Source organism: Enterobacter sp. 3U4 (assembly GCF_057224565.1).
Genome location: NZ_CP136665.1, coordinates 546,716 through 570,040 on the forward strand (window position 1 = coordinate 546,716; position 23,325 = coordinate 570,040).

The window sequence follows — 23,325 nt, forward strand, 5'->3', positions numbered from 1 at the left end:
ACGACAATGAGTGTGCAATTAGGCATTAACCCGCTGACGTGGACGAACGACGATCTGCCTTCTCTCGGCGCGGAGACGTCGCTTGAGATCTGTCTGAGCGAAGGTAAAGAGGCCGGTTTCGCCGGCTTCGAGCTGGGCAATAAGTTCCCGCGCGAAGCGCGGCTGCTCGGCCCCATCCTGCAGCGCCACGACCTGCAGCTGGTCTCCGGCTGGTACTCCGGCCGCCTGCTGGAGCGCAGCGTGGAGGAGGAGATCGCCGCCGTGCAGTCCCACCTGACGCTGCTGCGCGAGCTGGGGGCGAAGGTGCTGGTCTTTGCGGAAGTGAGCGGCTGCATTCACGGCGAGCAGCAGACCCCGGTGCACCTGCGCCCGCGCTTCCCGCAGGCGCGCTGGAAAGAGTACGGCGAGAAGCTCACCGAATTTGCCCGCTATACGCAGCAGCAGGGGGTACAAATTGCCTACCATCACCATATGGGCACGGTGATTGAGTCCGCCGACGATGTGGACAACCTGATGACCCACACCGGTGACGCGGTGGGGCTACTGCTCGATACCGGCCATTTGACCTTTGCCGGGGCCGATCCGCTGGCGGTGGCGCAGCGCTGGGCGTCGCGCATCAACCACGTTCACTGCAAAGACGTGCGTGCCGACGTGCTGGCGGACGTGAAAAACCGCAAAACCAGCTTCCTCGACGCGGTGCTGAGCGGCGTGTTTACCGTGCCGGGCGATGGCTGCGTCGATTACCCGCCGATTATGCGGTTGCTGAAGTCGCAGGATTATCACGGCTGGCTGGTGGTGGAGGCCGAGCAGGATCCGGCGATTGCCCATCCGCTGACCTACGCCCGTCTGGGGTATAACAATCTGAGCCGCCTGGCGCGCGACGCCGGACTGATTTGAGGAGGTGACATGTCACGTCTGTTATCACGCTGGCAACAGCCGAACGCGGAGGGACGCACCCAGTCCGTCACGCCGGAAAGCGCAGGGTGGGGGTACGTCGGCTTTGAGGCGTATGAGCTGCAGGAGGGGCAGACGCTGACGCTGCCCGCCGTCAGCGAAGAGCGCTGTCTGGTGCTGGTGGCCGGACGCGCCTCCATACGCACGCCCTCCGCGCAGTTTAACGATATTGGCGAGCGGATGAGCCCGTTCGAACGCATCAAGCCGTGGGCGGTGTACGTCACCCCGCAGGAGACGGTGCAGGTGAAGGCGCTGACGACGATGGAGCTGGCGGTCTGCGCCGCGCCGGGCAAAGGCACGTATCCGACGCGGCTGATTGCGCCGCAGGATATCGACGGTGAAGCGCGCGGCAAGGGCCATAACCAGCGCTACGTGCACAACATTCTGCCGGAAGACAAGCCCGCCGACAGCCTGCTGGTGGTGGAGGTCTGGACCAACGAGGGCTGTACCAGCTCGTACCCGAGCCACAAGCACGACACGGATAACCCGCCGCAGGAGACGTATCTGGAGGAGACCTACTACCATCGTCTCAATCCGGAGCAGGGGTTTTGCATGCAGCGGGTTTACACCGACGACAGAACGCTGGATGAGTGCATGGCGGTCTATAACCGTGACGTGGTTATGGTGCCGAAGGGCTACCACCCGGTGGCAACGATGGCCGGGTATGACAGCTACTACCTCAACGTGATGGCCGGCCCGGTGCGCAAATGGATGTTCACCTGGGAGGATGACCACGCGTGGATTAATCGGGATTATCCCGCTGTCGGCGAGGGCTGAAGCCGTTTTATTTGCCGGGTGGCGCTGCGCTTACCCGGCCTGGAATTCGCAAAAAATTACTTTGCTTCAACCGCCTGCTCAATCGTCCGGGCGATAGCCTCCGGCTGGCTCACCATCGACACGTGGCTTGCCGCCACCTCTGCGGATTTCGCATGGATAGTCTTTGCCATCGCACGCTCAAGATCGGGGTTGATCATTCGGTCATTCTTGCTGACCACAAACCAGCTCGGTTTGTCATGCCACGCCGCGTGAGTGACCTTTTCGCTAAACGCCTCGGCGTTAATTGGCCCCTGCGTGACTGCAATCGTATCTTGAATGGCTGGCTTCACGTCAGGCGCGAAGTTCTTCCTGACGGCTTCTGTCGGCAGGTATAAATAGCCGTCCGCCGTTTTGGCAATGTCAGAGCCGCCCGGCGGTGCAGGGTAGCTTCCTGCCAGATCCGCCGTCGACTGGCCGGAATCAGGCGCAAACGCTGCCACATACACCAGTGATTTTACCCGCGCATCGTTGCCCGCCTCGCTAATCACGGTGCCGCCCCAGGAGTGACCCACCAGTACGATATCTCCCTGGGCGCGCGCGATGGCTCGCCGCGTGGCGGCAACGTCATCTTTTAGCGACGTGAGCGGCAGCTGGACGGCAATAACCTCTACGTGCTGTTTCTGCAGCAGGGTAATCACCTTATTCCAGCTGCTGCCGTCGGCAAACGCGCCGTGAACCAGCACGACGCTGGTTTTACCCTGCGCAAAGGCGCTGGCGGAAAGCGCCAGCAGGCCTGCCGTTAGTACAGACAGTGCTTTCATCTTCAGACTCCTTAAAAATGGTGGACCGCCGCGTGGGGCGGGACGGTGAATTCAACGGTTTTGTGATCGAGCGGCTTATGCGTCGGGTCGGCCAGAATTATCGTCACCTTGTGTTTACCGGCGGGCAGCCCTACCAGGATCACCGGCTCTCCGCTGGCGTCAGCCCAGTGCCACGGCGCATCGTCCACCTCCACGTGAATGTGCCCGATGCGCGGGGTGACCTTGAGCGCGTCGGGGCCGAATACCGGCTCGATGCGCAGGTTTTCGGCCCGGTACTGGATAAACACCGCGCCTTTGCTCAGCGGCCCGGCAAGCGGCGGATCGACGATAAGTTTTGCGGGCGGCTGCGGCTGAGCCAGCGGGGCAACGGCGGCGGGGCCGTTAACGTCCGCGGCGCTCAGATTGTCCAGCGGTGTGGCCTGGGCCCGTGCTACAGATGCCAGGACAATCAGGGGGAAAAGTACATAGCGACGAATCATGGTTCTCTCCTCATCGGTTCTGAATGACGACAGGGAAAGAAAACCATTTTTATGTATCGGAGATATTTGCCGGAGGCGGCGTTTTGTACCCGTTTGTCAGCGCTTCGCGCGGGATACAGTGCGATACAGTTTGCTTCCCGGGACAGCGCACGATCGCTATCGCCAGCCCGGCAATTACCAGCGTCAGCCCCGCAGAAACCCACATTGCGCCAGCGATCCCCAGCGTTTTATTCAGCCACGCATAGGCAAACGGTGAGGCTGCCGCCATCAGCTGGCCGGGGATCAGCAGCATGCCCGTGCGGCGGGCATAGCTTTCCGCGCTAAAGAGTTCCAGCGGCAGGGTGGCTTTAACGATGGTGACCAGCCCGTTGATGGCCCCATAGCCCAGTACAAAACCGGCCACACACCCGACAAACAGGGCGCTGCTCAACCCCATAAGAAAACAGAGCGGCATGGCGAGCGCGGTAAAAAGCGTCAGCTTGAAGGGCGTTAAGCGGGCTCCCGCCAGCACCTCCAGCGAACGCGCGCCCGTCTGGCCGATTCCCCACAGCATGCCGATGGCGACCGGCAGGCCGTAGTGGGCAATAAACTCCGGCAGATGGGTGGAGGTGCCGTTAGAGACAAAGGTGATGAGGGCAATGAAGGCGACATAAAGCCAGCCGTTACGCCGTTCGTTGTTCAGCGGCGGCGCGGCGACCTTTGTCGTCACCGTCAGGCGCTGCCGGGGAAGCGTTCTTATCAGCGCCGCACTCAGCAGGCCGAAGAGAGCATAGACGCGCAGCGCCTCCTGCCAGCTCATTACCTGAAGCAGAGCATCGCCCAGCGGCCAGAAGACGGCGGAGGCCAGCCCGCCCGCCAGCGTGACGCGTGAGATCGTTCTTCGCGCCTGCTGCCCGTAGAGGTTCACCAGCGCGGCGAACAGCGCATCGTACAGCGACAGGCGCATCCCTATACCGGTGACCAGCCAGGCGCCGTACCAGCCATAAAGCGTTCGGGCATACGCCATTCCTGCACAGCTTGCGGCGATCAGCAGGGTTCCGCCCATTACCACCTTCTGACCGCCAAAGCGTGCCAGCAGGCGGGCGACAAAAGGAGATACCGCCGCCATCACCAGCATCGCCAGCGTGAGGCCGAGGTAAATCTGCGGTGACGACCATCCCCGGTCGGCTGAAATGGCCAGCGCAAAGGTGCCGGGCATATAAAACGAAATCCCCCAGTTGATCAGTTGATTACACCCGGCCGTGAGGGCGAGGCGATGTGGCAGGGCTGGTGTTTCCATTATTTTTCATTCCGCTATGCAGTTGTCCTGAGCATAACGGGCGCGGTATTGTGCTGGCAGGGCCGCAACCTTATGCGCGGTATAAGAGAAACTTTGAATGACGACGCTTAATCTGGGCTATCTCGCCACCTTCCGTCTGGTTCACCAGCGCGGCAGCTTTTCAGCGGCAGCGGACGCGCTGGGCATCTCCCAGCCCGCCGTCAGCCTGCAAATACGCCAGCTGGAGCAGTTTCTGCAAACGCGGCTGGTGGAGCGTACCGGGCGGGGGATTAAGGCTACGGCTGCCGGGCAGGCTTTGCTGGCGCACGGGGAGCGTATTCAGCAGGCGGTGGACGAGGCCATCCGGTCCGTGAATGCGTTTAGCCACGAGGTGAGCGGCACCATTACGCTAGGCACGGGGGCTACGGCCTGCATCCATCTTCTGCCGCCGCTGCTGGAGCAGCTACGCCGCGACTATCCGCTCCTGAGCGTGGGAGTGACGACGGGCAACACCCTCGACATCGTCAGGGCCATCGAAGAGAACCGTCTCGATATGGGGCTGGTGACGCTGCCGGTGAGTGGCAGAGCGCTGGACGTCATGCCGGTAATGGACGAAGAGTTTATTTTTATCGCGTCGCGGGAGCAGCGGGATGCATTCAGGGACTTTACCCCTGAGGCGCTGCACGCTCAGCCGCTGATTGCGTTTGAATCAGGCAGCGGTACCCGGGCGCTGATCGATGGCTGGTTTGCGGCTAACGGATTAGCGATAGCACCGGTGATGCAGCTTGGCAGCATCGAGGCGATCAAACGCATGGTTCGTGCGGGGCTGGGCTACAGTATTGTGCCGCGAATGGCGGTCGAACATGAGGCCGATCGCGAAGGGCTATGCGTGATGTCGCTGACGCCGATGCTGCAGCGGCAGTTGGCCGTGGTGATGCGGCAGGACAAAATCCTCAGCAAAGGGATATCGGGCATTATTCGGTTACTGCAAAACTATCCGGCGGCCTAGCGGTCAGCGGTGTCGACGGTCAGGCTGGACTGCTGCGACTGGGTTTTGTCCTGATGGTGATACCAGGCGCCAATCGAAGAGTAAACGAAGCGGCCAAAGAAAAACAGGAAGCTGATGAGCAGTATGATGCGGGTCATTCGGGTATTAAATTGATGTCGTTTTCGCATACGCGTGACCTGACTCACTCTGTTTTTCCTGGATAAGCCCTTTTGGGCGACAAGGATATTAAGGCACAGCGGGAAGACGGGGTCAATTCTGCTGTGTGTAAATAACCGTCAATGTTTACATTGATTAATGTTATTGAAATTAATTAATGCATTTACCATATTGATAATATGAAGAAAATAATTTCAAAAAATCGCTGCAAAAAGTTATTTGCGTAAAGTAGTTTGATTTAAGTCAACGGCTTTCTGGCCCTGATATTTAAAATCCTTCCTCCACACAGTTCGCCCCGCACGTTGCCGGGCGGCGTACGTCAGGTTGGATGCCTGTCTTTATTTTCCCTCTGGAGCGAAAGGGGTTTAACCGGGCATCTATGAATATTCTCGCTTTCCTGAAAAAAAATGAAAACCGCTGGTGGGCATTGCCGCTTATTTTTCCTGTGGTTTTACTTCCCGTGCTGAACATCGCGAATACCTTCACGCAGCTGGGCGACGGCATTGCGGCACTCTATTATTTACCCCTCTCATTTTTGCTTTCGCTGATGATGTTTTTTGGCCTGGAAGCACTGCCCGGGATCGTATTGTCGCTGTTTATCCGCTATTACCCGTCGGTCGGGATGTTTGAAACCGTCGCTGGGATCCTCCATTTTATCGTCCCTTTAGTGCTCAGCTGGGGAGGCTATCGGGTGTTTGCGCCCAGACGGAATATGACCGCGTACGGCGACTTGAGGCTTATGGCGCAGCGCATCTTCTGGCAGGTCTTCTGCCCCGCGACGCTGTTTCTGGTGCTGTTTCAGTTTGCGGTGTATTTAGGCGTGTATGAGAGCCGTCAGAGCCTTGCAGGATTAAATCCGCTCAATATCCGCACGCTCATCAACTATCAGACGCTGCTGGTCAGCGGGCTGACGGGCGTGCCGCTGAGCTATCTGCTGATCCGCCTGCTTCGTCATCCGCGCTATATCAAAAGCCTCCTCTCGCAGATCCGTTCCGAGATAGACAAAAAGGTGACGGTCGTTGAGATGTTGATGTGGGCTATCGCGCTTGGCGGGCTGCTTTCGCTGCTCCTGCTTCCGATGAATGAGAACAGCTCCATTTTCACCACCAACTACACCCTTTCGCTGCTGATGCCGGTGATGCTCTGGGGCGCGATGCGTTTTGGCTATAAGCTGATTTCGCTTATCTGGACGCCGATACTGCTGGTGTCTATTCACTATTTTTACCGCTATATCCCGGTGAACCCGGGGTATGACATTCAGCTGGCGATCACCTCTTCCAGTTACCTGGTTTTCTCGTTCGTGGTGATTTATATGTCGATGCTGGCGACCCGGCAGCGCGCGGCGAACAAACGCTCCCGCCGGCTGGCGCTGCTCGACCCGGTTGTTCATATGCCTAATCTGCGGGCGCTGTCGCGCGATCTGGCGAAAAATCCGTGGTCGGCGCTCTGCCTGCTGCGCATTCCGGAGCTGGAAATTCTGGGCCGAAATTACGGCGTGTTGCTGCGTATTCAGTACAAGCAGCAGCTGGCGCAGTGGGTGAATGGCACGCTCCAGCCCAATGAGCTGGTGTATCACCTGACCGGGTATGACCTGGCGGTACGGCTCAACGCGGAATCGCACCAGCAGCGGATTGAAACCCTGGACGAGCATATCAAGCAGTTCCGCTTTGTCTGGGACGGCATGCCGCTGCAGCCGCAGGTTGGCGTGAGCTATTGCTATGTCCGGTCCCCGGTTAACCATCTTTATCTGGTGCTGGGTGAACTCGGCGTGGTTGCCGACATGTCGCTCTCCTCCAATCATCCGGAAAATCTTCAGCAGCGTGGCGCCGTCCATTTGCAGCGCAACCTAAAGGATAAAGTCGCGATGATGAGCCGCCTGCAAAAGGCGCTTGATAACGACGAATTCACCCTGCTGGTTCAACCCGTTCGCGGCCTGCGTGGCGATTGCTATCACGAAGTCCTGCTCCGGATGCCGGATGTCAACGGGGTATTGATCTCCCCCGACCAGTTCCTGCCCGTCGCGCAGGAGTTTGGACTCTCCTCGCGGGTGGATTTGTGGGTGCTGGAGCATACCCTGCGCTTCCTGGCCGCGCATCGCGAAAGGCTGCCCGGCCAGCGCTTTGCCATTAACCTGGCTCCGTCGACCGTGTGTCGGGTGCAGTTTCCGCATGAGGTGAGTCGCCTGCTGGCGAAATACGCCATTGAGCCATGGCAGCTGATCTTTGAAGTGACGGAGTGCAGCACCTTTTGCAATGCGGAGCAGGCGCTACATATTCTCCAGCAGCTGCAGAAAATGGGGGTACGTATTGCGATTGATGATTTTGGCACCGGCTATGCGAGCTATGCGCGGCTGAAAAGTGTGGATGCGGATATTCTCAAGATAGACGGCAGCTTTATCCGCAATATCGTCAACAACAGCCTGGATTATCAGATTGTGGCCTCTATCTGCCATCTGGCGCGCATGAAAAAGATGCTGGTGGTGGCGGAGTACGTCGAAACCGAAGAGATACGTAGCGCGGTTCACGCGCTAGGTATCGATTATGTGCAGGGTTATCTGATTGGCAGGCCGGCACCGCTTGAGTCACTGCCGGAAGCAGAGGCGTCCACCGAGGACGCCTGAGCCGTTATGCGGCGACGTCGGCGCTCTCTTCTTCAATTTTAAGCAGCCAGCCGGTGACCGCTTCCCAGTACTGTTGCTCTTTTTCCAGGTCCAGCAGGACCAGCGCGTTCTGGCTGAACCAGTCGTGCGGGAAGCTCAGCGTCCAGTGATGGTCGTCGGTTTTAAGCTTCAGCGTAGGCGGCGTGGTGGTCGCCTGACGCTGGTTATTAAGCAGTACGCCCAGACGCAGCAGCTGAATAAGCGGCAGGAACTGTTTTTTCTTGAACAGCGTAAAGCGCGGCAGGTCGTCGAGCTTGATGGCTTTGCGGTGATAACGCACCAGGGTCGCCATCATGGTTTGCTGCTCCTGGTTGAAGCCAGGCAAATCGCTGTTTTGCAGAATGTAGGCCGAATGGCGATGCATCCCGCTGTGGTTGATGTTAAGTCCCACCTCATGGAGCATCGCTGCCCATTTCAACAGCGCGGCAAGCTGCGGGTGCGCGAGCTTCGGATTCTGCTCCTGCCACTGGTCGTACATCTGCACCGTAGTGTCCAGCACGCGCTTCGCCTGCTCGCGATCGATGTTGTACTGGTTAGCCAGACTTTGCGCGGTGCGGCTGCGAATATCCTGATGGCGGAAGCGGCCTTCCATCTCATACAGCACGCCTTCGCGCAGCGCGCCGTCGGTAAGGCGCAGCTCTTTAATGGCGAGGGCATCAAACACGCCACAGAGAATAGCCAGCCCCGGTACGAAGACCGCTTTACGTTCGTCGGAAAGACCCGGCAGGCTTAAAGCGTCAAAACTTTTATGCTTCAGCACTTCGTCGGTCAGCAACGTCAGGCGTTCGGGCGTGATAAACCCGTCCTTTTCACCCATCGCCAGCAGCACCTCATGCGCCGCTTTGATGGTGCCTGACGCGCCCAGCGCCACGTTCCAGCCCTGAATACGGTACTGCCAGGCCAGGTTTTCCAGCTTCTGGACGGCCGCCATACGCGCACGCTGGAAGTTCTCGCGGGTGATGGTGCCGCCCGGGAAATACATCTGCGCGAAGCTGACGCAGCCCATACGGCGGCTTTCCACCAGGCGCGGCTCAAAGTCTTCGCCGATCACCAGCTCCGTTGAGCCACCGCCGATATCGATAACCAGCTTGCGCCCTTTTTCCGGCTGGGTGTGCTCAACGCCCATGAAAATCAGACGCGCTTCCTCGTTGCCGGAGATGATCTCAATCGGATAGGGGATCACTTTTTCGGCCCGCTTGAGGAACTCTGGCGCGTTCAGGGCCTGGCGCAGGGTATGGGTGCCCACGATGCACACGCTTGAGGGCGAGAAGCCCTGCAAACGTTCAGCAAACAGCGACAGGCAGTTTAACCCGCGCTCCATCGCTTCTTCGCTGAGCATGCTGCGTTCATCAAGACCATCCGCCAGGTGTACGCGCTGCTTCAGACGACCGATGATTTGCAGCGCGCCATCCACCTCACGGGCGATGACCATGTGGAAACTGTTAGAGCCAAGGTCGACCGCGGCGAACTCCTGCGGGCGTGGGGTCTTATCATTTATCGGCATAGGTTAATCGGGTTGCTCGAGTGATTTGATATAGTCGTAAATCGCCAGTTGCGACCGCACTTTACGGCGGTTGCCGCGCGGTACATAGCGGTTACTGAGTTCTTTGTCGATATAGCGTGCTTTCACGGTATCGCTGAACAGAATCTCGATGATGTCGAGGATCTGCTGCTTCAGGCGCGGATCCAGCAGCGGTGCCGCGACTTCAATACGGTAGTCAATATTGCGCGTCATCCAGTCTGCTGAAGAGAGATAGACCTGTTTATCACCCGCATTATCAAAAATATAGATCCGATCGTGTTCCAGGTAACGGTCAACAATGCTAATCACGCGAATATTGTCGCTGATGCCTTCCAGCTCCGGGATCAGCGAGCACATGCCGCGGATCAGCAGATTAACCGGCACGCCGGAGCTGGACGCGGCGTACAGCCTGTCCACCAGCCCTTTGTCGACCAGGTTGTTAAGCTTCAGCGTGATGCCGGACGACAGCCCTTTCTGTGCATTGGCAATCTCTTTATCGATCATATCGTACAGCAGACGGCGCGAGTTCTGCGGCGAGACCAGCAGATAGTCAAAGTTCACCGGACGGTACGGGTTCTCAATAAAGTTAAAGACCCGGCGCACTTCGTTAGTGATGCGGGCATCGGCGGTCAGCAGCGAGTAGTCGGTATAGATTCGCGCCGTTTTCTCGTTAAAGTTCCCGGTACCGATGTGGGCATAGCGCACCACATCGTCGCCTTCTTTACGGGAGATGAGGAACAGCTTGGCGTGAATTTTCAGCCCCGGCGCGGAGAAGATGACATGTACACCGGCTTCCGTCAGACGGCGCGCCCAGTGAATGTTGGCCTCTTCGTCGAAGCGCGCCTGCAGCTCAACCACCACGGTGACTTTTTTGGCGTTGTGCGCCGCATGGATCATCGCGTCGATGATGCGGGAATCTTTTGCCACGCGGTAGATGTTGATTTTGATCGCCAGCACGCTCGGGTCGAACGAGGCCTGACGCAGCAGTTCGAGCACGTGCTCGAACGTGTGATACGGATAGTAGAGCAGGACATCGCGTTCGCGAATGGCATCGAATCCGTTGCGGAATTTATCGAACCACAGATGGCGCAGGCGCGGCAGCGGCTTGTTCACCAGATTGGCTTTGCCGACGTTCGGGAAGCCAATAAAGTCTTTAAAGTTGTGGTAACGGCCACCCGGTACGATGGAGTCATATCGCGAAATGGTCAGCTTCTCGCGCAGCATTTCCACCATGGCGTCCGGCATATCTCGCTGATAGACAAAGCGCACCGGCTCGGCCGTCAGTCGCTGTTTCAGGCTGGATGACATCAGCTCCATCAGGCTGGCTTCCATCTCGTGCACCAGGTCATATTCGGCGTCACGGGTCATCTTCATCGAGTAGGCGTTTAACGCATCGTAATCGAAGAAGCCTTTAAAGATATCGTCCAGACAGTAGCGCAGAATGTTGTCCAGCAGGATCATCGGCTTGCGTCTGCGCGGGGTTTCCGGCGGCAGGTTCACAAAGCGCGGCACCTTGTCGGACGGGATCTCCAGCAGCGCGTAGCGGATGGATTCACCGCGAATAATTTCTACGGCCAGATAGGTGTAGTCATCTTTCAGGAACTGCACCAGATCGGTTTCGCGGTTGATCAGAATCGGGGTAATGTGCTGGCGCAGATAGTGTTTGAAGTAGTGGCGCAGCCAGTTTTGTTGGTTAACGGAAAGCTGACGTTCGTTAATCAGGAAGATTTGATTACGCGCCATCTCCAGCAGCAGTTCGTTATACAGGCCGTCAAATTCCTGATCGGCTTTCAACACGCGGGACTGGATTTTGCCCAGCAGGTGGCGCGAGTGCGAGTTTAGGCCCTGTTCTTCGCTGATGATGATGCGTCTCTTCAGCTCGGCAAAGCGAACCTTATAGAACTCATCCAGGTTGTTGGAATAGATGCCCAAAAAACGCATGCGTTCGATCAGCGGGTTACTTTTGTCAGCCGCTTCCTGGAGTACACGTTCGTTAAATGCTAACCAGCTTAGCTCTTTCTCGATATATAACTTTTCCTGACCCATTACAGCTCACACTCCAGTTCAATCACAGGACGTGGTAAATCCGTCTCGTCCTTATTATGGCGAGCATTTCCACGATATGTCCAACAGTGCCAGAAAAGTATGACAGTTATTTTTTTTGTTGGGGATTTTAGAAGGTTGGAGAAGGGGATATCGGGTAATGCAATGAGCAGGTCGGGTAAGCGCAGCTGCGCTACCCGACATAACAAACTACTCTTCCGCCGCATGACCCTGCGGGGGTAACTTCACGCCTTCCAGCCAGGCTGCGCCGTCGCGCATTTCGAGACGCCCGTCGACAAACCAGCTTACCACCAGCGGGTAAATGGCATGCTCCTGGGTCTGAACGCGTTCGGTCACGTCTTCTTCGCTGTCGCCGTCAAAGACCGGGACTTTGGCCTGCAGGATAACCGGACCGCCGTCCAGCTCGTCGGTGACGAAATGCACGGAGGTGCCGTGCTCCTCATCGCCGTTTTCCAGAACCTGACGATGGGTGTGCAGGCCGGGATATTTCGGCAGCAGGGAAGGGTGGATATTCAGCAGACGTCCGGCGAAGTGTTCTACAAAAGCCGGGCTCAGAATACGCATATAGCCCGCCAGTACGACCACGTCCGGTGCGTAGGCATCAATCTCCTGAACCAGCTCGCGGTCAAAGGCTTCACGCCCGGCGAACTGGCTGGCTTCCAGCGCGTGCGCGGGGATGTTCGCTTCCCGCGCGCGCTCAAGGCCGAACGCGTCGGCCTTGTTGCTGAAAACTGCCCGAATGGTGCCATTGATTTTCTTCTGTTTGCAGGCATCAATTATCGCCTGCAAATTGCTTCCGTTGCCGGAAATGAGCACCACGATGTTTTTCATTCAATGACCACACGCTGTTCGGAATCGGAGGCTTTAATCGTACCGATTTTCCACGCGTTTTCACCTTTCTCCGTCAGCAGCTTCACTGCTTTATCCGCTTCGCTTGCCGGCAGGGCGATAACCATGCCCACGCCGCAGTTAAAGGTGCGGTACATTTCGTGAGAGCTCACGTTGCCTGCGGTCTGCAGCCAGTTAAAGACAGCCGGCCACTGCCATGAGGATTCGTCGATCACCGCCTGGGTGTTGTCCGGCAGGACGCGCGGGATATTTTCCCAGAAGCCGCCGCCGGTCAGGTGGGCAATGGCGTGCACGTCGACGTTCTCGATCAGTTCCAGCACGTTCTTCACGTAGATGCGGGTTGGGGCCAGCAGGTGGTCAGCCAGCGGTTTACCGTCAAGCTCGGTCGTCAGTGGGTCACAGCCGCTCACTTCGAGGATTTTACGCACCAGGGAGTAGCCGTTGGAGTGCGGGCCGCTGGAGGCCAGCGCGATCAGCACATCGCCATCCGCCACTTTGCTGCCGTCAATAATTTCTGATTTTTCTACTACGCCGACGCAGAAGCCCGCGACGTCATAATCTTCGCCGTGATACATGCCCGGCATTTCCGCGGTTTCACCGCCGACCAGCGCACAGCCAGACTGCAGGCACCCTTCAGCGATACCGTTGATCACGCTTGCCGCGGTATCCACGTCCAGTTTGCCGGTCGCGTAGTAATCGAGGAAGAACAGCGGCTCTGCGCCCTGAACCACCAGGTCATTCACGCACATCGCAACCAGATCGATACCGATCGTGTCGTGACGTTTTAAATCCATCGCCAGGCGCAGCTTGGTGCCTACACCGTCAGTTCCCGAGACCAGAACAGGTTCACGATATTTTTGCGGCAGCGCGCACAGTGCGCCGAATCCACCCAGACCACCCATCACTTCCGGGCGGCGGGTTTTTTTCACCACACCTTTGATTCGGTCAACCAGCGCATTACCTGCGTCAATATCAACACCGGCATCTTTGTAGCTGAGAGAAGTTTTGTTGGTCACGGCTTAAATCCCCACGCGATTGCATAGCTAGTAAGAAAAATCGGCGCAATTCTAACAGTCCAGGCAAACGTTTGCGAGCCTATTCTCGGCGAGAGGATCTTTTTTTACGCGCAGCCTGCCAGTGCGCCCAAACTTGCGTCTGTTCACGAAAATGAAACCGGTTTCGGCATTCTCCTTGCAACCATTAACGGCTTTGCACATCATTCAACTGAAACCGGTTTCTGTAATTGTTTTTGCAGAAAATAACGCAGAATGAGGGAAAGCGCATGTCAGGATTTAAAGCAGATTTTCTGTGGGGCGGTGCGGTTGCGGCGCATCAGCTGGAAGGCGGCTGGAAAGAAGGTGGTAAAGGCGTTAGCGTAGCCGACGTCATGACCGCGGGCGCGCACGGGGTGCCGCGTGAAATCACCAACGGCGTACTGCCGGGGAAAAATTACCCTAACCATGACGCCATCGATTTCTACCATCGCTATAAAGAGGACATCAAACTCTTTGCCGAGATGGGGTTCAAGTGCTTCCGCACCTCTATCGCCTGGACGCGCATTTTCCCGAAAGGGGACGAGCTTGAGCCGAACGAAGCTGGCCTGAAATTCTATGACGACCTGTTCGACGAGTGCCTGAAATACGGCATCGAACCGGTTATTACCCTGTCTCACTTCGAGATGCCTTTCCACCTGGTAACGGAATACGGCGGCTGGCGCAACCGTAAGCTGATCGACTTCTTCGTTCGTTTTGCAAAAGTGGTGTTCCAGCGCTATCAGCATAAAGTGAAGTACTGGATGACGTTTAATGAGATCAACAACCAGGCCAACTTCCACGAAGACTTTGCGCCGTTCACCAACTCCGGGCTGAAGTACGCGCCGGGCGAAGACCGTGAGCCGGTGATGTTCCAGGCGGCGCACTATGAGCTGGTGGCCAGCGCGCTGGCGGTGAAGGCGGGGCGCGAGATTAACCCGTCGCTGCAGATCGGCTGCATGATTGCCATGTGCCCAATCTACCCGCTGACCTGCGCGCCGGACGACATGATGATGGCGATGAACGCCATGCACCGCCGCTACTGGTTCACCGACGTGCACGTGCGCGGCAGGTATCCGCAGCATCTGCTCAACTACTTTGAACGTCGCGGCTTCGCGCTGGATATCACCGAAGAAGATAAAGCAGCGCTGATGCAGGGCTGCGTGGATTACATCGGGTTTAGCTATTATATGTCCTTCGCTACGAAGGCGACGGCGGACAACCCGCAGCTGGACTATGACGAGAGCAAGAGCCTGGTCTCTAACCCGTACGTGCAGAAATCCGACTGGGGCTGGCAGATTGACCCGGTGGGGCTGCGCTACTCCCTTAACTGGTTCTGGGATCACTACCAGCTGCCGCTGTTTATCGTTGAGAACGGCTTTGGCGCAATCGACGTGCAGGAGAGCGACGGCACGGTGAACGACCAGTACCGCATTGACTACCTGGCCGCCCACATCAGCGAGATGAAAAAAGCGGTGGTGGAAGATGGCGTAGACCTGATGGGCTATACCCCGTGGGGCTGTATCGACCTCGTTTCTGCCGGTACCGGTGAAATGAAAAAACGCTACGGCTTTATCTTTGTCGATAAAGACAATGAAGGGAACGGCACGCTGAACCGCAGCAAGAAGAAATCGTTCGACTGGTATAAGCAGGTGATTGCGAGCAACGGCGATAACCTGTAATTGTCGGGTGGCGCTAGCGCTTACCCGACCTACACTACACGTAGGCCCGCGTAAGCGCAGCGCCACCGGGCAGAACCCGCACCCAAGCCGGAACTCAGCCTCCGGCTTTTTTGTCTTTGCTTGATCCCTGTCAAGCAAGATGGGTATGGCCTAATCTGAAAAAAGCGGTATAATCCCGCGATTTTTTTGCGGATGCCATTCAGAGGAGAAAGAGAATGAAGATTGTGGAAGTGAAACACCCACTCGTTAAACACAAGTTGGGCCTGATGCGTGAGCATGACATCAGCACGAAGCGTTTTCGCGAACTGGCCTCTGAAGTCGGCAGCCTGCTGACCTACGAAGCGACCTCCGATCTGGAAACGGAAAAAGTCACCATCGAAGGCTGGAACGGCCCGGTGCAGGTTGAGCAGATCAAAGGTAAGAAAATTACCGTAGTGCCTATCCTGCGTGCCGGCCTCGGCATGATGGAAGGCGTGCTGGAGCACGTGCCAAGCGCGCGTATCAGCGTGGTCGGGATCTACCGTAACGAAGAAACCCTTGAGCCGGTTCCTTACTTCCAGAAGCTGGTGTCTAACATCGACGAGCGTATGGCGCTGGTAGTTGACCCAATGCTCGCAACTGGCGGTTCTATGATCGCTACCATCGACCTGCTGAAAAATGCGGGCTGTAACAGCATTAAGGTGCTGGTACTGGTTGCGGCTCCGGAAGGGATCGCGGCGCTGGAAAAAGCGCACCCGGACGTTGAGCTGTATACCGCCTCTATCGACCAGGGCCTGAACGAGCACGGGTACATCATCCCGGGGCTCGGCGATGCCGGCGATAAGATCTTTGGTACAAAATAATCGAATAACGATAAATAAGCCGACTTTGATAGTCGGCTTTTTTTTGAATAAAACACCAACAACGATACTACTCAGAGGAAAACACTATGACGCGCCGTGCTATCGGGGTGAGTGAAAGACCGCCGCTTTTACAGACTATCCCGCTTAGTTTGCAGCACCTGTTCGCCATGTTTGGCGCAACCGTGCTGGTGCCAATCCTGTTCCACATTAACCCGGCTACCGTGCTGCTGTTCAACGGCATCGGTACGCTGCTTTACCTCTTTATCTGTAAAGGAAAAATTCCGGCGTATCTTGGGTCGAGCTTCGCCTTTATCTCTCCAGTATTACTGCTGCTGCCGCTGGGTTATGAGGTCGCGCTGGGCGGCTTTATCATGTGTGGCGTCCTGTTCTGCGCGGTCTCCTTCATCGTGAAGAAAGCCGGTACCGGCTGGCTGGACGTGATGTTCCCCCCTGCGGCGATGGGCGCCATCGTGGCCGTCATCGGTCTTGAACTGGCGGGCGTGGCGGCGAATATGGCCGGTCTGCTGCCTGCTGACGGCCAGTCACCGGATTCCAAAACCATTATCATCTCGCTGGTGACCCTGGGCGTAACGGTGTTTGGCTCCGTGCTGTTCCGCGGCTTCATGGCGATTATCCCGATCCTGATCGGCGTGCTGGCGGGCTATGCGCTCTCCTTCGCGATGGGCGTGGTGGACACCACCCCGATTGCTCAGGCCCACTGGTTCGCGCTGCCAACCTTCTACACCCCTCGCTTTGAATGGTTTGCTATTTTCACCATTCTGCCTGCGGCGCTGGTGGTGATTGCGGAGCACGTCGGTCACCTGGTGGTGACGGCGAACATCGTTAAGCGCGATTTAATCCGCGACCCGGGCCTGCACCGCTCCATGTTTGCCAACGGTTTCTCCACCATTATCTCCGGTTTCTTTGGCTCCACGCCAAACACCACCTACGGTGAAAACATCGGCGTGATGGCGATTACCCGCGTCTACAGTACCTGGGTTATCGGCGGCGCGGCGATCATCGCCATTCTGCTCTCCTGCGTCGGCAAGCTGGCAGCAGCGATTCAGATCATTCCAGTGCCTGTGATGGGCGGCGTTTCTCTGCTGCTGTACGGCGTGATCGGTGCCTCCGGTATTCGCGTCCTGATTGAGTCCAAAGTGGATTACAGCAAGGCGCAAAACCTGATCCTGACCTCGGTGATCCTGATTATCGGCGTGAGCGGCGCGAAGGTACACATTGGTGCGGCCGAGCTCAAGGGCATGGCGCTGGCGACCATCGTCGGCGTGGGTCTGAGCCTGATCTTCAAGCTGATCTCGGTAATCCGTCCGGAAGAAGAGATTCTGGACGCGGACGATAGCGAAAAAGCGTCACATTGATCGAAAAATCGGGCGAGGGATCGCCCGGTTCTCTCCTTGCAGGTTCCGTGTTAAACTCCATTCCGATTTTACGTAGGATCTCTGGTTGAGGTATTTCTGAACGGACCGGCACAGCTCTCTCTGCCACTTTATCTCCCTGACGACGAAACTTTTGCGAGTTTCTGGCCGGGTGATAACCCCTCTTTACTGGCTGCACTGCAAAACGTGCTGCGCCAGGATCACAGCGGATACATCTATATCTGGTCACGCGAAGGCGCGGGGCGCAGCCACCTGCTGCATGCCGCCTGCGCGGAGCTTTCGGCGCGCGGAGATGCGGTAGGCTACGTGCCGCTGGATAAACGTACCTGGTTCGTGCCTGAGGTGCTGGAGGGAATGGAGCATCTCTCGCTGGTTTGCATCGATAATATCGAATGCGTGGCGGGGGATGAGCCGTGGGAAATGGCGATCTTCAATCTCTACAACCGCATTCTGGAATCGGGTAAAACCCGGCTGCTGATCACCGGCGATCGTCCGCCTCGCCAGCTGAATCTGGGGCTGCCGGACCTGGCGTCTCGCCTGGACTGGGGGCAAATCTACAAGCTTCAGCCGCTATCGGATGAAGATAAGCTTCAGGCGTTACAGCTGCGCGCTAAGCAGCGCGGGTTTGAGCTGCCGGAGGACGTGGGGCGCTTCCTGCTCAAGCGTCTGGATCGCGAAATGCGCACCCTGTTTGACACGCTCGATCAGCTCGATCGCGCCTCCATTACCGCCCAGCGCAAGCTGACCATTCCGTTTGTGAAAGATATTCTCAAGCTTTGAGCTTTTGCCGGGTGGCGGCTGCGCCTTACCCGGCTAAATATCTCCCATTAGATGCTCAACCAGCAGTGGAATCGGTCTTCCCGACGCCACGCTCCGTCCGTTTTCGCGCCACAGCGCCGTACCGCTGATGTCCAGATGCGCCCACGGGATCGTCGGCGGGCAAAAGTGATGCAGCAGCCACGCCGCCGACGCACTGATTGCAGCATTATTGGTCGGGGTGTTGCAGAGATCGGCAATCGCGCTGTCGGTCTGTTTTTTCAGCCGCGCATCGAGCGGCAGGGACCACGCTTCATCGCCGCTCTGCTTGCCCGCCAGCGTCAGCGCCGCGCGCAGCGGTTCATCCTGCGTCATCAGCCCGCTCAACTCATACCCCAGCGCCTTCACGACCGCACCGGTTAAGGTCGCTATATCAATAATATAGCGCGCCTGCGGATGCCGCTGGCTGGCCCAGGCGATGGCGTCCGCCAGCACCAGTCGGCCTTCGGCATCGGTGTTGTTGATTTCAACGGTGGTGCCGTTGCAGGCCGTTGCTACCGTGCCGGGCTGCATGGCGTTTGGACCTATAGCGTTTTCCGCCAGCGCCAGCACGCCCATGATGCGTACGGGCAGCGCCAGCTCTGCGACGGTCAGCATCAGGCCCAGCACGTTAGCGGCACCGCACATGTCGTATTTCATGGTGTACATGCCCGCGCCTTCCTTCAGCCACAGGCCACCGGTATCAAAGGTAATGCCTTTTCCCACATAGCAGCGCACCGGGTCGTCGTTGACGCCGTCATAATGGATCGCCAGCAGGCGCGGAGGACAGGTCGCCCCTTTGCCAACGGCGTGCAGCAGCCCCAGACCCTGCTCAGCAATAGCCTTTTCGTTCAGCACTTCGCAGCGCAGGGCGGGGAAGGCGGCACAGAGCCTTTGCGCCTCTTCCACTACAAACTGCGGCGTGCATCGGTCGGACGGGATATCCGCCAGACGTCGCGCCGCAACCATGCCGTGGGCGATGGCCTGCTGCTGGCGGAAGATCCCCTCCAGTTTTGCCTGCTGTTCCGGCAGGCAAAGGGCGGCAATGTGCGTAAGGCGCACAGCCGATTCATCCGTTTTCTTCAGCTTCAGGTCGCTAAGCCTGTGCGCCTGATTAAAGAGAAAACGCAGCACCTGAGCCAGCACCACATCGTCGATATCGGTAACGTCCAGTATCAGCTCGGGGCTGACGGGCGAGGCCAGAAGCGGGCGAAGCGCCGTCAGTAATCCTTCGGTAAGATTATCCTGCCACAGGGCATCCGGCAGCAGGGTGATCCGGGCAAACGGGGCGCAGCCAAAGCGGGTGTCTGCGATGCTGGCAGACTTGCGCATTTCCGCGACAAGCGCCGTTTCGGGCAAATGCGTACAGGAGGCGGACGCAATCAAATGGCTCTGCGGCTTCGCGTCGGAAAGCGCGGTGATAAACTGATACGTAATCATCATGACTCCTCAATCGGCGCGCGGATCCGCGCGGCATAGGCCTGCATCCACTCATCGTCTACCGCGTGATAATGCGTTCTCTCCCGCAGGCGTTCGGTACGAAAAACGGTGAGGGGCTGGCGAGCCGTCGCCACCACAAACGAGAAGGTTTTGATGTTGGTAGCGGCCCCGAATTCGCCCCTGTTGTTCATGCACACCACGGAAAGATCGCCCGCGCGGCCAAAGCGCGACATCAGCTTGTCTTCAAGTTCGAACACCACAGAATCCGCCGCCTGCTGGGGCGTCATGCCCTGCGCCATGCGGCGGACAATTTCGTAGCTGGTGCAACCTTTCATCAGATCTTCCCCGACGCCGGTGGCGGTGGCTGCGCCGGTTTCGCTGTCGCAGTAAAAGCCGGAACCGATGATCGGCGAATCGCCGAGTCGTCCACGCTTTTTCATGAACAGGCCGCTGGTGGAGGTAGCGACGCTCATTGACCCCTGTTTATCGAGGCCGATAATGCCGACGGTGTCATGTCCGTCGTAAGGGCTTAAGCCCTTATCCAGCGTTTCGCGGCAGCGTTTGCGGTAGTGCTGCATGGCGCGGTCAGTGAGCATGGTTTTGTCGGCAAAGCCCTGGCTCAGCGCCCATTCGCGTGCGCCCTGGCCGACCAGCAGGCTGTTGTAGCGCTGGCGGCTTAACGCATGCGCCACGCGTACCGGGTTGGCGATATCCACCAGGTTGCCCACGGCACCAAACGCCAGCGTGTCGCCGTCCATGTAGGCGGCATCCAGCTCCACTTCGCCATTTTCGGTGGGCAGCCCGCCGTAGCCGACGGATTTATAAAACGGAAAGTCTTCGACGGCGGCGACGGCATCCACCACCGCAGCGGAGACCGGTTTACCCGCAGCCAGCGCAGATGCAGACTCGGTGACGCCTTCAAGCGCCATTCGCCAGGTCGCGATAATTCCCCACATGCTTTACTCCTGTTTTGCAAGGGTGGTGTCGGTTTGCGTAACGGTGGCCATTTCCGCCGCGCGGTACTGTTTGTCCAGGATACGCATAAAAGGCAGATACAGCATGGCGCCAATCAGCAGGTTGATCAGCTGCATCACGCTGCCGCTCAGGTGCCCGGTAACGATAAAGCCGCTGATGACCGGCGGCAGCGTCCAGGGAATAAACACCCCGGTGGTGACGGCAACCGCGCCAATCTTCATCGCCGCATATTGCACGGTGACCAGCACCAGCGGCACCAGGTTGAACGGGATGAGCATGATCGGGTTCATGATCACCGGCAGGCCAAACAGGATCGGTTCGTTGATGTTAAACACCGATGCTCCGGCACCGAGGCGCGCCACTTCACGCATGTTTTTGCTGCGGGCGAAAATCAGCATCGCAATCACCAGCGACAGCGTAGCCCCCGCGCCACCCATCCAGATCATGTCAAAAAACTGTTCGGTGATAATGTGCGGCGGCGTCGTGCCTGCCTGAATCGCGGCGATGTTGTCGGTCTGGTTCTCCATCCACAGCGGACGAATGATGCCGTTGATCATCGAGCCGGAGTTAATGCCCACTGACCACAGAATGGTGATGCTGAACACCGTCATCAGCGCGCCAAAGTAAGAGGTGCCGTAGTGGCGCACCGGCGTGGCAACCACTTCGTAAATAAACTGGTGGATGGTGTGGTAGTGGGTGTTTTCAAACACGATGCGGATACCCAGCACCAGAATCATCACCAGCAGGGCAGGGATCAGCGCGGCGAACGACTCCTGCACCGCCGGAGGCACGCCGTCCGGCATTTTAATGACCAGATTTTTGCGCTTGAGCCAGCAGAACAGCTCCGTCCAAAGCAGGGAACCGATCATCGCCACGAACAGCCCTTTGCTGCCAATCCACTCCACCGGAATAACGGTAATACCGCCGTTTTCCGCCACTTTGATAAAGGGCGTCAGGATGAGAAAGGCGACCAGCGCCAGGATGCCGCAGGAGATACGATCCTCACCATAGTGTTCCGCCAGGCGGAAGGCGACCAGGAAGCTGATGAACAGCGACATGGTGGAGAACACCGCGTTGAACGGGATTTCTATAATGGCGCTCCAGCTTTCACCAAAGGCCTGAGACATAAACTGCTGATAGGCTTGATTCGGGAACGACGAGATCACCAGCAGAATAGAGCCGACGATGATAAACGGCATGAATGACACGTAGGCGCCGCGAATGGCCCCGAGATGACGCTGCTGGGCCGTTTTGGCCGCCAGCGGCATCAGTTTTGCTTCAAGAAATCCCAGAACATTGTTCATTGTGAACTCCGTACAAGATTGAGAGGTGTTGTTTGTGTTATGTCTGGGAATTATCAGTGAAGCGTGGCGAGCGAAAGGTGAAATCGGTCACAAAGCAATCGCTTGTGTAGTATAAATCTCATAAGATTGGTTCTGAGGGTCCTGCGATGGAAATTAAACTGCATGCTAATGCCACCACGACGCCGCGTATCCGTCGCTATCTACAGCAGTCTGATAAAAGCGACAGAGAGCTGGCAAACGAGCTGGGTATTTCGGTCACTACCGTCAGGCGCTGGCGCAAGCGCGAGCAGGTTTCGGATAACCACACGACGCCAAAGGTGATACACAAAGCGCTGAGACAGGAGCAGGTTGCGCTGGTCAATGCCCTGCGGGATATCACAGGCGCCCCGCTGGATGAACTGCTGCAGATGGTCAATAACGGACTCGGGATTGCCATATCCCGCGCGACCCTGAACCGCTACCTCAAACCGGCTTCGGTAAAGCAGAAGGGCGCAATGTTGCAGGGGAAAAAGGCGCTGAAGGCAGGAATCGTGCCGCAAAAACTCCTGTTACATCATCAGCCTTTGTCGCTGCATATGGACGATGGCGGGGAACAGCATCTGCTCTGGGCGCGTGAACCGGTGAGCGGCTGGTGCTACGCCCGGCTGTACGCGGGCATTTCTCCGCAGCTGCTGGCCCACTGGGCGAACGACGCGCTGAAAGCCTGTCCGGCAGATATTCAATCTGTTGAGACTTTTGGTTTCGAGGTGAAGCCAGAGGAGCGTAATACCACCGTGACAGTGCATCCACGGCAATACCGCGCCGTTCAGGTTGCTCTGCCGCTATGTGAAATCATTCCGCGCCTGAACAGTGAGCCGGCAGGCGAGCTGTTGATCCAGCTGTGCGAATTTTACAACCGGGGAAAAGCGCAGAAAAAGCTGGGAGAGAGTACGCCGCAGGCCTTTCTGGAAGCGCTGCGGCATAAGGACTAGAGGATCTCGAGCACGTCTTCCGGCGGGCGTCCAATGCGTGCCTGGCCGTTCGCCACCACAATCGGGCGCTCAATCAGCTTTGGATTTTCAACCATCGCCTGGACCAGCTCAGCCTCGGTGAGACTGCTGTTATCCAGGTTAAGCGACTTATACAGATCTTCTTTCTGACGCATCAGCTCTCTTGCACTGCTCATTCCCAGCATGTGCAGCAGCTGGCGAAGGGTTTGCGCGTCAGGTGGGGTGTCGAGGTACAGCACCACTTCCGGCTCAACGCCGTTAGACTTCAGCAGGCTCAGGGTATCGCGGCTCTTGGAGCAGCGAGGGTTGTGATAAATTTTTACGGCGTCTGTCATGACGTGAATTC

Annotated in this window: 21 protein-coding genes; 9 read left to right on the forward strand and 12 right to left on the reverse strand. The window is 57.6% G+C overall.

Annotated features, from left to right (window positions below; genetic code table 11):
- Window positions 1-6: 6 nt before the first annotated feature.
- On the forward strand, window positions 7-897 hold the full coding sequence (gene iolE, locus RVY89_RS02640) for a myo-inosose-2 dehydratase (protein WP_484826811.1): 891 nt from the start codon (window positions 7-9) through the stop codon (window positions 895-897).
- A gap of 9 nt (window positions 898-906) precedes the next feature.
- Complete coding sequence (gene iolB, locus RVY89_RS02645) at window positions 907-1,731, forward strand: 5-deoxy-glucuronate isomerase (RefSeq protein WP_484826812.1); 825 nt, start codon at window positions 907-909, stop codon at window positions 1,729-1,731.
- Window positions 1,732-1,787: 56 nt separating this feature from the next.
- Here iolB and RVY89_RS02650 read toward each other — a convergent pair whose 3' ends face one another.
- The 3 genes from RVY89_RS02650 to RVY89_RS02660 are packed head-to-tail and all read right to left on the reverse strand — an operon-like array spanning window position 1,788 to window position 4,289.
- The gene (locus RVY89_RS02650) at window positions 1,788-2,531 is read right to left on the reverse strand and encodes an alpha/beta fold hydrolase (RefSeq protein WP_484826813.1); all 744 of its coding nucleotides are present in this window, start codon (window positions 2,529-2,531) and stop codon (window positions 1,788-1,790) included.
- Window positions 2,532-2,542: 11 nt separating this feature from the next.
- A complete protein-coding gene (locus tag RVY89_RS02655) occupies window positions 2,543-3,010 on the reverse strand; it encodes a DUF6130 family protein (RefSeq protein ID WP_484826814.1) in 468 nt (155 codons plus the stop codon).
- 49 nt (window positions 3,011-3,059) lie between these two features.
- A complete protein-coding gene (locus RVY89_RS02660) occupies window positions 3,060-4,289 on the reverse strand; it encodes an MFS transporter (protein ID WP_484826815.1) in 1,230 nt (409 codons plus the stop codon).
- A 97-nt stretch (window positions 4,290-4,386) separates the two neighbouring features.
- On the opposite strand from RVY89_RS02660, the gene RVY89_RS02665 reads away from it, so the two are divergent.
- The gene (locus tag RVY89_RS02665; RefSeq protein ID WP_484826816.1) at window positions 4,387-5,277 is read left to right on the forward strand and encodes a LysR family transcriptional regulator; all 891 of its coding nucleotides are present in this window, start codon (window positions 4,387-4,389) and stop codon (window positions 5,275-5,277) included.
- On the opposite strand, the gene RVY89_RS02670 is transcribed toward RVY89_RS02665, so the two are convergent.
- The gene (locus tag RVY89_RS02670; RefSeq protein ID WP_023333002.1) at window positions 5,274-5,444 is read right to left on the reverse strand and encodes a YfgG family protein; all 171 of its coding nucleotides are present in this window, start codon (window positions 5,442-5,444) and stop codon (window positions 5,274-5,276) included. The genes RVY89_RS02665 and RVY89_RS02670 overlap by 4 nt on opposite strands.
- Window positions 5,445-5,812: 368 nt before the next feature.
- Between RVY89_RS02670 and RVY89_RS02675 the strand changes: the two genes are divergently transcribed.
- Window positions 5,813-8,053: a sensor domain-containing phosphodiesterase gene (locus RVY89_RS02675; protein ID WP_484826817.1), complete on the forward strand. Its 2,241-nt coding sequence runs from the start codon at window positions 5,813-5,815 to the stop codon at window positions 8,051-8,053.
- Between the two features lie 4 nt (window positions 8,054-8,057).
- Here the strand turns inward: RVY89_RS02675 and ppx are convergent, their stop codons facing one another.
- From ppx to purM, 4 genes are all read right to left on the reverse strand, one after another.
- Window positions 8,058-9,596 (reverse strand): exopolyphosphatase, encoded by a 1,539-nt coding sequence (gene ppx / locus RVY89_RS02680; protein ID WP_484826818.1) that lies wholly within the window; start codon window positions 9,594-9,596, stop codon window positions 8,058-8,060.
- A 3-nt stretch (window positions 9,597-9,599) separates the two neighbouring features.
- A complete protein-coding gene (gene ppk1 / locus RVY89_RS02685) occupies window positions 9,600-11,660 on the reverse strand; it encodes a polyphosphate kinase 1 (RefSeq protein ID WP_213328082.1) in 2,061 nt (686 codons plus the stop codon).
- Window positions 11,661-11,867: 207 nt separating this feature from the next.
- Window positions 11,868-12,509: a phosphoribosylglycinamide formyltransferase gene (gene purN, locus RVY89_RS02690; RefSeq protein ID WP_484826819.1), complete on the reverse strand. Its 642-nt coding sequence runs from the start codon at window positions 12,507-12,509 to the stop codon at window positions 11,868-11,870.
- Complete coding sequence (purM, locus tag RVY89_RS02695) at window positions 12,506-13,543, reverse strand: phosphoribosylformylglycinamidine cyclo-ligase (protein ID WP_008501643.1); 1,038 nt, start codon at window positions 13,541-13,543, stop codon at window positions 12,506-12,508. The genes purN and purM overlap by 4 nt, the downstream gene beginning before the upstream one ends.
- Before the next feature lie 266 nt (window positions 13,544-13,809).
- Here purM and RVY89_RS02700 point away from each other — a divergent pair, with 266 nt between their 5' ends.
- From RVY89_RS02700 to RVY89_RS02715, 4 genes are all read left to right on the forward strand, one after another.
- Window positions 13,810-15,240 (forward strand): 6-phospho-beta-glucosidase, encoded by a 1,431-nt coding sequence (locus tag RVY89_RS02700; protein ID WP_484826820.1) that lies wholly within the window; start codon window positions 13,810-13,812, stop codon window positions 15,238-15,240.
- Window positions 15,241-15,455: 215 nt separating this feature from the next.
- Window positions 15,456-16,082 carry a uracil phosphoribosyltransferase gene (gene upp / locus RVY89_RS02705; RefSeq protein WP_023308769.1) on the forward strand — a complete coding sequence of 209 codons (627 nt, stop codon included), beginning with the start codon at window positions 15,456-15,458 and terminating at the stop codon, window positions 16,080-16,082.
- Window positions 16,083-16,168: 86 nt separating this feature from the next.
- A complete protein-coding gene (gene uraA, locus RVY89_RS02710; RefSeq protein WP_484826821.1) occupies window positions 16,169-17,458 on the forward strand; it encodes a uracil permease in 1,290 nt (429 codons plus the stop codon).
- Between the two features lie 96 nt (window positions 17,459-17,554).
- Window positions 17,555-18,256: a DnaA inactivator Hda gene (locus RVY89_RS02715; protein ID WP_211438414.1), complete on the forward strand. Its 702-nt coding sequence runs from the start codon at window positions 17,555-17,557 to the stop codon at window positions 18,254-18,256.
- 33 nt (window positions 18,257-18,289) lie between these two features.
- On the opposite strand, the gene RVY89_RS02720 is transcribed toward RVY89_RS02715, so the two are convergent.
- The 3 genes from RVY89_RS02720 to celB are packed head-to-tail and all read right to left on the reverse strand — an operon-like array spanning window position 18,290 to window position 21,990.
- A complete protein-coding gene (locus tag RVY89_RS02720; protein WP_484827893.1) occupies window positions 18,290-19,711 on the reverse strand; it encodes a leucyl aminopeptidase family protein in 1,422 nt (473 codons plus the stop codon).
- Entirely contained in the window at window positions 19,711-20,667 is a 957-nt protein-coding gene (locus RVY89_RS02725; protein ID WP_484826822.1) for a glycosylasparaginase, read from the reverse strand. The genes RVY89_RS02720 and RVY89_RS02725 overlap by 1 nt, the downstream gene beginning before the upstream one ends.
- A gap of 3 nt (window positions 20,668-20,670) precedes the next feature.
- Window positions 20,671-21,990 (reverse strand): PTS cellobiose transporter subunit IIC, encoded by a 1,320-nt coding sequence (gene celB, locus RVY89_RS02730; protein WP_484826823.1) that lies wholly within the window; start codon window positions 21,988-21,990, stop codon window positions 20,671-20,673.
- Between the two features lie 146 nt (window positions 21,991-22,136).
- Here celB and RVY89_RS02735 point away from each other — a divergent pair, with 146 nt between their 5' ends.
- Window positions 22,137-22,961, forward strand: coding sequence for a transposase family protein (locus RVY89_RS02735; protein WP_484826824.1), 825 nt, complete (start codon window positions 22,137-22,139; stop codon window positions 22,959-22,961).
- Here RVY89_RS02735 and arsC read toward each other — a convergent pair.
- Window positions 22,958-23,314: an arsenate reductase (glutaredoxin) gene (gene arsC / locus RVY89_RS02740; protein ID WP_484826825.1), complete on the reverse strand. Its 357-nt coding sequence runs from the start codon at window positions 23,312-23,314 to the stop codon at window positions 22,958-22,960. The genes RVY89_RS02735 and arsC overlap by 4 nt on opposite strands.
- Between the last annotated feature and the right edge of the window lie 11 nt (window positions 23,315-23,325).

Coding starts and splice junctions, on each gene's coding strand:
- iolE (WP_484826811.1), top strand. CDS start 7: ATGAGTGTGCAATTAGGCATTAACCCGCTGACGTGGACGAACGACGAT.
- iolB (WP_484826812.1), top strand. CDS start 907: ATGTCACGTCTGTTATCACGCTGGCAACAGCCGAACGCGGAGGGACGC.
- RVY89_RS02650 (WP_484826813.1), bottom strand. CDS start 2,531: ATGAAAGCACTGTCTGTACTAACGGCAGGCCTGCTGGCGCTTTCCGCC.
- RVY89_RS02655 (WP_484826814.1), bottom strand. CDS start 3,010: ATGATTCGTCGCTATGTACTTTTCCCCCTGATTGTCCTGGCATCTGTA.
- RVY89_RS02660 (WP_484826815.1), bottom strand. CDS start 4,289: ATGGAAACACCAGCCCTGCCACATCGCCTCGCCCTCACGGCCGGGTGT.
- RVY89_RS02665 (WP_484826816.1), top strand. CDS start 4,387: ATGACGACGCTTAATCTGGGCTATCTCGCCACCTTCCGTCTGGTTCAC.
- RVY89_RS02670 (WP_023333002.1), bottom strand. CDS start 5,444: ATGCGAAAACGACATCAATTTAATACCCGAATGACCCGCATCATACTG.
- RVY89_RS02675 (WP_484826817.1), top strand. CDS start 5,813: ATGAATATTCTCGCTTTCCTGAAAAAAAATGAAAACCGCTGGTGGGCA.
- ppx (WP_484826818.1), bottom strand. CDS start 9,596: ATGCCGATAAATGATAAGACCCCACGCCCGCAGGAGTTCGCCGCGGTC.
- ppk1 (WP_213328082.1), bottom strand. CDS start 11,660: ATGGGTCAGGAAAAGTTATATATCGAGAAAGAGCTAAGCTGGTTAGCA.
- purN (WP_484826819.1), bottom strand. CDS start 12,509: ATGAAAAACATCGTGGTGCTCATTTCCGGCAACGGAAGCAATTTGCAG.
- RVY89_RS02700 (WP_484826820.1), top strand. CDS start 13,810: ATGTCAGGATTTAAAGCAGATTTTCTGTGGGGCGGTGCGGTTGCGGCG.
- upp (WP_023308769.1), top strand. CDS start 15,456: ATGAAGATTGTGGAAGTGAAACACCCACTCGTTAAACACAAGTTGGGC.
- uraA (WP_484826821.1), top strand. CDS start 16,169: ATGACGCGCCGTGCTATCGGGGTGAGTGAAAGACCGCCGCTTTTACAG.
- RVY89_RS02720 (WP_484827893.1), bottom strand. CDS start 19,711: ATGATTACGTATCAGTTTATCACCGCGCTTTCCGACGCGAAGCCGCAG.
- RVY89_RS02725 (WP_484826822.1), bottom strand. CDS start 20,667: ATGTGGGGAATTATCGCGACCTGGCGAATGGCGCTTGAAGGCGTCACC.
- celB (WP_484826823.1), bottom strand. CDS start 21,990: ATGAACAATGTTCTGGGATTTCTTGAAGCAAAACTGATGCCGCTGGCG.
- RVY89_RS02735 (WP_484826824.1), top strand. CDS start 22,137: ATGGAAATTAAACTGCATGCTAATGCCACCACGACGCCGCGTATCCGT.
- arsC (WP_484826825.1), bottom strand. CDS start 23,314: ATGACAGACGCCGTAAAAATTTATCACAACCCTCGCTGCTCCAAGAGC.